Source organism: Pseudomonas sp. 30_B (assembly GCF_017491605.1).
Lineage (GTDB): Bacteria > Pseudomonadota > Gammaproteobacteria > Pseudomonadales > Pseudomonadaceae > Pseudomonas.
In genome coordinates this window covers 77727-88539 of the sequence record NZ_JAFGYY010000023.1, presented here as the reverse complement: position 1 = coordinate 88539, position 10813 = coordinate 77727, and the positions used below count along the sequence as shown (strand labels likewise).

Annotated in this window: 10 protein-coding genes and 1 pseudogene; 2 read left to right on the top strand and 9 right to left on the bottom strand. The window is 66.6% G+C overall.

Annotated features, from left to right (window positions below; translation table 11 throughout):
* Nucleotides 1-150: 150 nt before the first annotated feature.
* The 4 genes from J5M67_RS22025 to J5M67_RS22010 form a co-directional block, all read right to left on the bottom strand.
* Nucleotides 151-417 (bottom strand): DUF2790 domain-containing protein, encoded by a 267-nt coding sequence (locus J5M67_RS22025; protein ID WP_207887446.1) that lies wholly within the window; start codon nt 415-417, stop codon nt 151-153.
* A gap of 242 nt (nt 418-659) precedes the next feature.
* On the bottom strand, nt 660-890 hold the full coding sequence (locus J5M67_RS22020) for a cbb3-type cytochrome c oxidase subunit 3 (protein WP_207887445.1): 231 nt from the start codon (nt 888-890) through the stop codon (nt 660-662).
* A 1-nt stretch (nt 891) separates the two neighbouring features.
* Nucleotides 892-2319 (bottom strand): cytochrome-c oxidase, cbb3-type subunit I, encoded by a 1428-nt coding sequence (gene ccoN / locus J5M67_RS22015; RefSeq protein WP_207887444.1) that lies wholly within the window; start codon nt 2317-2319, stop codon nt 892-894.
* Nucleotides 2320-2468: 149 nt separating this feature from the next.
* On the bottom strand, nt 2469-2900 hold the full coding sequence (locus J5M67_RS22010) for an NUDIX hydrolase (RefSeq protein ID WP_207887443.1): 432 nt from the start codon (nt 2898-2900) through the stop codon (nt 2469-2471).
* A 117-nt stretch (nt 2901-3017) separates the two neighbouring features.
* On the opposite strand from J5M67_RS22010, the pseudogene rluB reads away from it, so the two are divergent.
* Nucleotides 3018-4118, top strand: a pseudogene (gene rluB, locus J5M67_RS22005) (23S rRNA pseudouridine(2605) synthase RluB); the annotation flags it as partial.
* Between the two features lie 593 nt (nt 4119-4711).
* Here rluB and J5M67_RS22000 read toward each other — a convergent pair.
* The 5 genes from J5M67_RS22000 to J5M67_RS21980 all read right to left on the bottom strand — a co-directional run bounded on the left by J5M67_RS22000 (nt 4712) and on the right by J5M67_RS21980 (nt 9540).
* A complete protein-coding gene (locus J5M67_RS22000; RefSeq protein WP_207887441.1) occupies nt 4712-5638 on the bottom strand; it encodes a GGDEF domain-containing protein in 927 nt (308 codons plus the stop codon).
* A 255-nt stretch (nt 5639-5893) separates the two neighbouring features.
* Entirely contained in the window at nt 5894-6637 is a 744-nt protein-coding gene (locus tag J5M67_RS21995) for a YciK family oxidoreductase (RefSeq protein ID WP_207887440.1), read from the bottom strand.
* Between the two features lie 58 nt (nt 6638-6695).
* On the bottom strand, nt 6696-7373 hold the full coding sequence (mupP, locus tag J5M67_RS21990) for an N-acetylmuramic acid 6-phosphate phosphatase MupP (protein WP_207887439.1): 678 nt from the start codon (nt 7371-7373) through the stop codon (nt 6696-6698).
* Nucleotides 7370-8068 (bottom strand): bifunctional 2-polyprenyl-6-hydroxyphenol methylase/3-demethylubiquinol 3-O-methyltransferase UbiG, encoded by a 699-nt coding sequence (gene ubiG / locus J5M67_RS21985; RefSeq protein WP_207887438.1) that lies wholly within the window; start codon nt 8066-8068, stop codon nt 7370-7372. Before ubiG ends, mupP begins: the two co-directional genes overlap by 4 nt.
* A gap of 146 nt (nt 8069-8214) precedes the next feature.
* A complete protein-coding gene (locus tag J5M67_RS21980; RefSeq protein ID WP_207887437.1) occupies nt 8215-9540 on the bottom strand; it encodes a TRZ/ATZ family hydrolase in 1326 nt (441 codons plus the stop codon).
* A 152-nt stretch (nt 9541-9692) separates the two neighbouring features.
* Between J5M67_RS21980 and mtnA the strand changes: the two genes are divergently transcribed.
* Nucleotides 9693-10769: an S-methyl-5-thioribose-1-phosphate isomerase gene (gene mtnA / locus J5M67_RS21975; protein ID WP_207887436.1), complete on the top strand. Its 1077-nt coding sequence runs from the start codon at nt 9693-9695 to the stop codon at nt 10767-10769.
* Nucleotides 10770-10813 lie beyond the last annotated feature (44 nt).

Here is a 10813-nt window from a genome sequence, read left to right as displayed (position 1 = left end):
GCGTTATTCGCCCTACGAAGAGCAAGAGCATCGCGGACGAAGTCCGCTCCTACGCGGCGACAGAGCCTGTCAGTCAGGATCGCCCCCCGACCGCCACCACAGGCTCGCGGGGTTTGGCCAAGGCGGCCGGAGGGCGATGCTCGGTGGGGCTCAGCTCTGGCTGGTGCGGCCGCCCCATTCGAGGAAGCGGACCTTGTGGGCTTCGCCCTGGTGGTCCAGGTAGACCATGTAGGCCGGGACGATGCCGACCTTGCTGGAGTTGTCGGTGCGGTGCAGCACCTTGTCCACGTCCAGGGTCATGCCGTAGTGGTACTCGGTGGTGGGCAGGTCGGCGCCGGGGTTCTTGATGGCGTCCTGGGCAAAGGCCATCGGGGCGAGGCTGGAGATAACGGCCGACACGACAGAGGCAAGCTTCATTCGGTATTCCTCGATTAGGGGCTCGATGAATGGGGTGAAGCCCCACCGGGGAGCGCTGGCATCTGGTGTCTGCCCTGGGGTCCGGGCAGGGCAGTGGACGATGCTTCAGGCATCCATCGGTGGCGGGGCACGGGACAGATAGTTCCATCCTGGCCGCCCGCCGGGAAATTGATGTGCTTGCTAATGAAGATTGATGAAGGTGATGCGACGCTCTGTCGCAGACGTGCTCCCAAGGTGGCGCGCTAGGGCGTCCAGTCGCGCCAGTGCTCGCAGTCGCCCCGGCACTGGCCGGGGCAGGCACAGCCGGTGCGGCTGCGCCCGGTGGCTTTCTCCATGCGCCGGGCGACTTCCTCGTCATCGGCGAAGGGCAGCATGCTGGCCTCCTCGATGCCGCGTGCGCGGTGCGCGCGCAGGCTCCAGCCGACGCCGAAGTACAGCGCCAGCAAGCCGGCCAGCCCCAGCCACAGCGTCATCTCAGGCCATCCGCTCAGCGGCGAGCATGGCCTGCGGCTGCGCGCGGCGCACGGTCATCCAGGTGTTCCAGGCCATCAGCAACATGCCGCTGAGGAACATCAGGCCGCCGGTCATGCGTACCACGAAGCCCGGATGGCTGGCCTGCAGCGCCTCGACGAAGGAGTAGGTGAGCGTGCCGTCGGCGTTGACCGCGCGCCACATCAGGCCCTGGGTGATGCCGTTGACCCACATGGAGGCGATGTACAGCACCGTGCCGATGGTGGCCAGCCAGAAGTGCGCGTTGATCAGGCCGATGCTGTGCATCTGCTCGCGACCGAAGACCTTGGGTATCAGGTGGTAGAGCGAGCCGATGGAGATCATCGCCACCCAGCCCAGCGCCCCGGCGTGCACATGGCCGATGGTCCAGTCGGTGTAGTGGGAGAGGGCATTGACGGTCTTGATCGCCATCATCGGGCCTTCGAAGGTGGACATGCCGTAGAAGGCCAGCGACACGACGAGGAAGCGCAGGATCGGATCGGTGCGCAACTTATGCCAGGCGCCGGACAGCGTCATCATGCCGTTGATCATCCCGCCCCAGCTGGGCGCTAGGAGGATCAGCGACATCACCATGCCCAGGCTCTGCGCCCAGTCCGGCAGCGCGGTGTAGTGCAGGTGGTGCGGGCCGGCCCAGATGTACAGGGTGATCAGCGCCCAGAAATGCACGATGGACAGCCGGTAGGAGTACACCGGGCGCCCGGCCTGCTTGGGAACGAAGTAGTACATCATCCCGAGGAAACCGGTGGTGAGGAAGAAGCCCACGGCGTTGTGCCCGTACCACCACTGCACCATGGCGTCGGTGGCGCCGGAATACACCGGGTAGGACTTGAACCAGTCCACCGGGATCGCCAGATGGTTGACGATGTGCAGCATCGCGGTGACCACGATGAAGGCGGCGAAGAACCAGTTGCCCACATAGATGTGCGAGGTCTTGCGCTTGAGCAGTGTGCCGAAGAACACCACCGCGTAGGCGACCCAGACGATGGTCATCCACACCGCGCCGCTGAACTCGATCTCGGCGTATTCCTTGGTGGTGGTGTAGCCCAGCGGTAGCGTGATCATCATGGTCACGATCAGCGCCTGCCAGCCCCAGAAGGTGAAGGCGGCCAGGCTGTCCGAGAACAGTCGCACCTGGCACGTGCGCTGCACCGTGTAGTAGCTGGTGGCGAACAGCGCGCAACCGCCGAAGGCGAAGATCACCAGGCTGGTGTGCAGTGGGCGCAGGCGCCCGAAACTGGTCCACGGCAGGTCAAGGTTCAGTTGCGGCCAGACCAGCTGGGAGGCGATCAGTACCCCCATGGCCATGCCGACCACGCCCCAGACCACCGTCATGATGGCGAACTGGCGGACCACCTTGTAGTTGTACGCCTGCTCCGTGCTTCTCGTATTCATGCTGGATTCCCGCTTGTGTCAGAACGTCCGGGCGCGCGCAGGTGGGCCGGCGGCGTGCTCCGGTGAGCGGGCAATCTAAGGAGATGCGTCAGCGGGAAACAGATTCAGATGGGCCGTGCAAATGCATATCAGCGGGGCAGTGCGCGGATTCAGTCGATCTCGACGCGCCCTGCGAGGAAATGCCGCAGGCGTTCCTGCAGGTAATCCACCGCCCGCTCGTGGGCGAGGTATTCGCTGACGCGCATCAGCCGCCAGAACTGGCCTTCATCGCCGAAGCGGATGGCGTCGAACTCGGCCTGTTCCAGCCGCGCCACCAGGAACCAGGCCCAGGGCGCGGAGCCGTGGGTGGCGCGGTAGCGGCGCTGCCATTCGATACGCTGTTCATCCAGGCGCAGGGAGAATTCTTCTTCCAGCTCGCGCAAGGCGCATTGCACCGGGGTTTCGTTCCCCTCGCGACCACCGCCGGGAAAGTCCCAGTAGCCGGGGTAGGGGATGCCGGGCTTGTCGTCGCGCTTGTAGACCACCAGCTGGCCGCCATGGAACAGCGCGAGCTTGGCGCCGGTGAAGTCGTCCTGATGCATGGCGCCTCCGAGTAACTCGACTAGTCTTTCCCGATCGCGGACGGTGCTTTGCTGCCCGCAAGCGCGTATGATGCGCGACCTTTTTATTCGTTGCATGCCACACCGGGAGGTGCCCAGATGACCGACACGCACGAAAACCTAGAAGAACTTACCCCAGCCCCGGCCGGCGAGAAACTGCAGAAAGTCCTCGCGCGCATGGGCGTGGGCTCTCGTCGTGACGTCGAGGCCTGGATCGAAGAAGGCCGCGTCAAGGTCAATGGCGCCGTGGCGACCCTCGGCCAGCGCGTGGGCGACCGCGACGCCATCGCCGTCGACGACCGCCTGCTCAAGCGCGAGAAGATCGAAGAACACGTCCGCCGCGTGCTGATCTACAACAAGCCCGAAGGCGAAGTCTGCACCCGTGACGATCCGGAAGGCCGTCCGACCGTATTCGACCGCCTGCCGCGACTGCGCAGCGGCCGCTGGATCAACGTCGGCCGCCTGGACATCAACACCACCGGCCTGCTGATGTTCACCACCGACGGTGAGCTGGCCAACCGCCTGATGCACCCGTCCTACGAGATGGACCGCGAGTACGCCGTGCGCGTGCGTGGCGAAGTCGACGAAGAGATGATCGAACGCCTGAAAGCCGGCGTGATGCTCGAAGACGGCCCGGCCAAGTTCAGCGACATCCAGGAAGCGCCCGGTGGCGAAGGCTTCAACCACTGGTACCACGTGGTGGTGATGGAAGGCCGTAACCGCGAGGTCCGTCGCCTGTGGGAGTCCCAGGGCGTGGTGGTCAGCCGCCTGAAGCGCGTGCGCTTCGGGCCGGTGTTCCTGACCTCCGAGCTGACCATGGGCCGCTACCGCGAAATGGGCCAGCGCGAGCTGGACATCCTCAGCGAGGAAGTCGGCCTGAAGCCGGTTGCGCTGCCGGCGGTCTCCACCAAGACCAAGGAAAAGGTCGAGCGCCAGGAGCGCAAGCTCGGCAAGAAGCTGGCGCCCAGCGAGCGTCCGGGCCGTGGCTCGCGTACTCGCAAGGAGCACGCCGAAGGCGAGCGTCCGCAACGCGCTCCGCGTCCGGCGGCAGGCGAGCGTCCGGCCCGTGCTCCGCGTGACGGCGACGAGCGTCCGGCTCGCGCCCCGCGTGGTGAAGACAGCCGCGCGCCGCGCAAGCCGCGTGACGCTGGCAGTGACCGTCCTGCTCGTGCTCCACGCGATGCTGGCGATCGTCCGGCCCGTGGCCCGCGCAGTGACGCTGGTGAAGGCCGCGCTCCGCGCAAGCCGCGTGACGCCGGTGGTGATCGTCCTGCCCGCGCTCCACGCGACGGTGATCGTCCGGCCCGTGGCCCGCGTAGCGATGCCGGCGAAGGCCGTGCTCCGCGCAAGGCACCGAGCGACCGTCCGGCTCGCGCCCCCGAGCGCGACAAGGGCGCTCCGCTGGCCGAGCGTCCGGGCAAGCCGGCGCGCAAGCCGATCGCCAAGCGTCGCCCGCAAGCGGCCGGCGACGGCATGCGTCCGGGCTTCAAGCGCTAAGCGTCAGCGATAAATGAAAAAGGGCTCTTCGGAGCTCTTTTTCATTGCCTGCGATCTGCCGGGATGGGGATTTTCGTAGGACCGAGGGGGACGCCTGGTTCTTGCTCGCGAACCCGCTTGACGCCAGCCAGAGCTGCCGGGAAACCCGTTCGCGAGCAAGCTCGCTCCTACAGGTACCCGTGCTCGCCGGGAAATTTCGGTCACCAGCATCCTGTAGGGGCGGGCCATGCCCGCGATCGCGCATGGCGCGCTCCTACAATCCAGCGCCGGGGGCGGCGGGATGCGGGTCCGTCGAGTCAGCTCGCGCAAGCCAGCCGATTGCGCCCATCGCGCTTGGCTTCGTACAGGGCGTTATCGGCGCGGCGCAGCAGATCGTCCACCGACTCGCCGGCATTGAGCGAAGCACAGCCCAGGCTGATGGAAAGCGGCAAAGGTTTGCCGTCGATGACCAGGTCCAGCTCCTCCACGGCACGCCGCAGCCGCTCGCCCACATGGGCGGCGGCGCTGCCGGAGGTGTTGGACAGCAGCACGAGGAACTCCTCGCCACCGAAACGGAACACCATGTCGACGTTGCGCAGGCTGGCCTTGATCGCCGCCGCCACCGCGCGCAGGGCGTCATCGCCGATGCTGTGGCCGTGCCGGTCGTTGATCTGCTTGAAGTGATCCAGGTCGAGCATCAGCACCGACAGCGGTTGCAGGTGACGCCGGGCAACTTCGACTTCGCGGGTCAGGGCCTGGTCCATGGCGATGCGGTTGCCGGTACCGGTGAGCGCGTCGCGCAGCGCGGACTGCACCGCGGCGCGGTAGAGCAGGGCGTTGCGCAGCGGGTAGAGCAGGCAGGCCATCAGCGATTCCAGCTGGGCCAGCTCCGCCTCGGCGAAGCGCTGGCGGCGGCGGAAGCAGAGTTCGCCCAGGTATTCGCTGTCATGAATGAGGCGATAGTCGGCGCTGTGTTGTGCCGAGTCGCCGAACTCCAGCCGCAGGTCGGCACCGGTGTGCTGGTAGGCCAGGTAATCCACCGGCAACAGGCGCTGAATCTCGCTGAAGAACACCGCCAGGATGCGCTCCGCCTCCAGGCTCACCTGCAATTGCAGGTTCAGCTGCTGGCGCAGTTCCAGCAGGTCGAGCGGACGCCCGGTGCGCTGGCGCGGCTCCTGGGCCGCCAGGCGCTGGAGTTTGGCGGCATCGAAATCGATGGTATTGGACTGCTTGGGGGGAACCATGGCGCGAGGCAACCTCTGACGCGTTTCATACGGCGACAGGAGGGACAGAGCGATTTCCGTGCCAGCCCTCGAAAAGTCTCGAAAAGAGGGCTTATGGACCGACCGAAGGCCGTTTGGGTTCCAAAGAGAGGGAAGATTCGTCAGAAGACTGGCGAAATGATGGCACTTTACTGGGGAGATAAATGACGAGTAGCCAGAAAACCGGCGGAGTGCGGGCGCCCTCGATGCGGGGCGAGGGCGCCGTGGTTCGGGACGTCAGTCCTGGGCGTTGAAGGCCTGGCCGTTCACGCCTTTGCTGTCCGGGCCCATGAGGTACAGATAGACCGGCATGATGTCTTCGGGCAGCGGGTTGTTGAACGCGTTCTCGCCCGGATAGGCATGGGCGCGCATGGCGGTACGGGTGGCGCCGGGGTTGACGCTGTTGGCGCGGACGCTGGAGATGTCCTCGCACTCGTCCGCCAGCACCTGCATCAGGCCTTCGGTGGCGAACTTCGACACCGCGTAGGCGCCCCAGTAGGCGCGACCCTTGCGGCCGACGCTGCTGGAGGTGAAGACCACCGAGGCGTCCTCGGAGAGCTTGAGCAGCGGCAGCAGGGTGTGGGTGAGGCTGAACATGGCGTTGACGTTCACCTGCATGACGCGGGTGAAGTTGTCAGTGGAAATCTGCTCGATGGGCGAGCGCAGGCCAAGGATCGAGGCGTTGTGCAGCAGGCCGTCGAGCTTGCCGAATTCCTTCTCGATCATGGCTGCCAGTTCGTCGTACTGGTGCGGCAGGGTGGTTTCCAGGTTCAGCGGAATCACCACCGGTTCCGGATGGCCGGCGGCGACGATCTCGTCGTACACCTCGTTGAGGAAGTCTTCGGTCTTGCCCAGCAGCAGCACGGTGGCGCCGTGGGCGGCGAAGGTGAGCGAGGCGGCCCGGCCGATGCCACGGCCGGCACCGGTCACCAGGATCACGCGGCCCTTGAGCAGGTCGGGGCGGGCGGAATAGTCGAACATGGTTTCTCCTTGGCGGAGCCCGTCAGTGCGGTACACGACGGGCTCGCGGGAATGGGGCTCAGCAGGAGCAGAGGGCGCGGTCGAGAACTGCCACCAGGTCGCGGGGCTGGTCGACGATGACGTCGGCGCCCCAGTGCGCGGGGTTGTCGTCCGGGTGGATGTAGCCGTAGCGCACGGCTGCGGTCTTGGTCCCGGCGGCGCGGCCTGACTCGATGTCGCGCAGGTCGTCACCGATGAACAGCACTTCGGACGGGTCGACCTTCAGCTGGCTGCAGGCCAGCAGGAGCATTTCCGGGTCCGGCTTGCTCCGGGTCACGTGGTCCGGGCAGACCAGCACGGCGGAACGTTCGGCCAGGCCCAGTTGCTCCATGATCGGCGCGGCGAAGCGCACCGGCTTGTTGGTCACCACGCCCCAGATCAGCCGCGATTGCTCGATGCTGGCCAGCAGCTCGGGCATGCCGTCGTAGGGGCGGGTGAAGACGGCGCAGTGCTCCTGGTAGCGATCGAGAAACTCCTGGCGCAGAGGCTCGAAGCCGGGGGCTTCCGGGTCCATGTCGAAGGTTGCGGCGACCATGGCGCGGGCGCCGCCGGAGACCACATCCTGGATGCGCTGGTCGTCGATCGGCGCGCGGCCGTGGGCCTTGAGCATCGCCTGGCAGACGGCGATGAAGTCCGGCGCGGTGTCGAGCAGCGTGCCGTCCATGTCGAAGAGAACCGCCTTGAGCATGCGATTCACTCCTCGCGCAGGGTCTGGATCATGTAGTTGACGTCAACGTCGTCGGCCAGCTTGTAGTGCTTGGTCAGCGGGTTGTAGGTCAGGCCGATGATGTCCTTGACCGCAAGGCCGGCGTCGCGCGACCAGGCGCCCAGCTCGGAGGGGCGGATGAACTTCTTGAAGTCGTGGGTGCCGCGCGGCAGCAGGCGCATCACGTATTCCGCGCCGACGATGGCGAACAGGTAGGCCTTCGGGTTGCGGTTGATAGTGGAGAAGAACACCTGGCCGCCGGGCTTGACCATCTTGTGGCAGGCGCGGATGACCGAGGCCGGGTCCGGCACGTGTTCGAGCATCTCGAGGCAGGTCACCACGTCGAATTGCTCTGGCATCTCTTCGGCCAGCTCCTCGGCGGTGATACGGCGGTATTCCACCGGCACGCCGGATTCCAGCTGGTGCAGCTGGGCGACTGCCAGGGGCGCTTCGCCCATGTCGATGCCGGTGACGGTGGCGCCGCGCTGGGCCATGGCTTCGCTGAGGATGCCGCCGCCGCAGCCGACGTCGAGCACCTTCTTGCCGGCGAGGCTGACGCGCTCGTCGATCCAGTTGACCCGCAGCGGGTTGATGTCGTGCAGGGGCTTGAACTCGCTTTCGCGGTCCCACCAGCGGTGGGCGAGGGCCTCGAATTTGGCGATCTCGGCGTGGTCGACGTTGCTCATGGTGTCCCTATTCTTCAAAAAGCTGGCTTGAAAGCTGAAAAACGAATGCCGCCTATGATGCCAGCTTCGTACGGCAGATGGGGTGCGGCATGACAGATTGTCGCAGCGTCGGCCCGTATCCGGGCCGCGCTGCTCAAGGACTGGGCTCAGGCGCCGGCGATCTTGCGGCCCCACTCGCCGGCCACGGCGATCAGGCGCTCCTCGTCCAGGCGGGTGAGCTTGCCGTCGTCCAGCAGTTGCTTGCCGCCGACCCAGACGTGGCGCACGCAGTCGCGGCCGCTGGCGTAGATCAGCTGGGAAACCGGCTCATAGACCGGTTGCTGGGCCAGGCCCGAGAGGTCGAAGGCGGTCAGGTCGGCGGCCTTGCCCAGTTCCAGGCTGCCGGTTTCCTGCTCCATGCCCAGGGCGCGGGCGCCGTTCAGGGTGGCCATGCGCAGGGCGCGGTGGGCGTCCAGCGCGGTGGCCTGGCCGGCGACGGCCTTGGCCAACAGGGCTGCGGTACGGGTTTCGCCGAGCAGGTCCAGGTCATTGTTGCTGGCGGCGCCGTCGGTGCCGATGGCGACGTTGACGCCGGCCTGCCACAGGCGCTCTACCGGGCAGAAACCGCTGGCCAGCTTGAGGTTGGATTCGGGGCAGTGCACCACCGAGCTGTTGGTTTCCACCAGCATGGCCAGGTCGTCGTCGTTCACCTGGGTCATGTGCACGGCCTGGAAGCGCGGGCCGAGCAGACCGAGGCGGTGCAGGCGGGCCAGCGGCCGCTCGCCGTTCTTCTCCAGCGCCTGCTGGACTTCGAAGGCGGTCTCGTGGACGTGCATGTGGATGCCCGCATCCAGCTCCTCGGCGAGCATCAGGATGTTTTCCAGCTTGTCGTCGCTCACCGTGTAGGGTGCGTGGGGGCCGAAGGCGACCTTGATGCGCGGGTGGTGCTTGAGGTCGTCGCGCAGCGCCAGGCCCTGGCGGATCGCCTCGTCGGCGTCGCGGGCGCCGGGCACTGGGAAGTCCAGCACCGGCACGCTGATCTGCGCGCGTACGCCGGCCTTGTGCACCGCCTCGCAAGCCACCTGCGGATGGAAGTACATGTCGGAGAAGCAGGTGATGCCGCCCTTGAGCTGCTCGGCGATGGCCAGTTCGGTGCCGTCGCGGACGAAGTCCTCGCCGACCCATTTGGCTTCCGCCGGCCAGATGTGCTCCTGCAGCCAGGTCATCAACGCCAGGTCGTCCGCCAGGCCACGGAACAGGCTCATCGCCGCATGACCGTGGGCGTTGATCAGGCCGGGGGCGAGCAGCATGCCCGGCAGCTCGCGGGTTTCCGTGGCCGGGTGGCGCAGGGCTTCGGCGCGCGGGGCGAGCAGGGCGATGCGGCCGTCGCGGATGCCCAGGGCATGATCGCTCAAGACGATGCCGGCAGGTTCCACGGGGACGATCCAGGTAGGGAGCAGAAGCAGGTCGAGCGGGGCTTTGGCGGTGGGCATGAAGCGCATCCTGGGCGCGGCGGAGAGTGCGCCGGAGTATAGCCGAGCACCGCTGCCGCAGGCTCGGTATACTCGGCGCTTTTACCCGCTTGCGGGAAGATTTCTGGGGGCCGGGAATGGCCCGCGATTCCATTCGAATGACGAGGTGTTCCATGCGTGAGCGACTGTTGGCGGCCGAACGGGTTACGGCCATTGATTGGCGCAAGGGGACCCTCCGCCTGCTGGACCAGCGCCTGCTGCCGCTGGAAGAAACCTGGCTGACCTACGAGAGCGCCGAGGGCGTGGCCGACGCCATCCGCCAGATGGTGGTGCGCGGTGCGCCGGCCATCGGCATTGCCGCCGCCTATGGCGTGGTGCTGGGCCTGCGCGCCCGCCTGTCTGCCGGCGGCGACTGGCGCGCGGCGCTGGAAGACGACTTCACCCTGCTGGCCGAGTCGCGTCCGACAGCGGTCAACCTGTTCTGGGCGCTGAACCGCATGCGTGACCGCCTGGAGCGGCTGAAGCCCGGCGAAGACCCGATGCCTGTGTTGGAGGCGGAAGCCATCGCCATCCATGAAAGCGACCGCGAGGCCAACCTGACCATGGCCCAGCTGGGTGTGGAGCTGATCCGCAAGCAGCACAGCGGGCCGCAGAAGATCCTCACCCACTGCAACACTGGCGCCCTGGCTACCGGCGGCTTCGGCACCGCGCTGGGGGTGATCCGCGCCGCGCACCTGGAAGGGCTGATTGAGCGCGTCTACGCCGATGAAACCCGCCCCTGGCTGCAGGGCGCGCGCCTGACCGCCTGGGAGCTGGCCAACGAGAACGTGCCGGTCACGCTCAATGCGGATGCCGCCGCTGCGCACCTGATGAAGACCGAAAGCATCACCTGGGTCATAGTCGGGGCCGACCGCATCACCGCCAACGGCGACGTGGCCAACAAGATCGGCACCTACCAGCTGGCGGTCAATGCCATGCACCACGGCGTGCGTTTCATGGTAGTGGCGCCCAGTTCGACCATCGACATGAGCCTGGAAAGTGGCGAGGACATCCCGATCGAAGAGCGCGACGGTCGCGAACTCCTGGAAATCGGCGGCAAACGTGTGGCTGCCGAGGTCGAAGCCTTCAATCCGGTGTTCGATGTGACTCCGGCTGACCTGATCGATGCCATCGTGACTGAGCGTGGCGTAGTCGAGCGTCCCGATGCCGAGCGCATGGCCCAGCTGATGAGCCGCAAGCGCCTGCATTGACGGGGCCTGCGGCAATTCATCGTGGGGCTTGGGCGAGGGTAGGG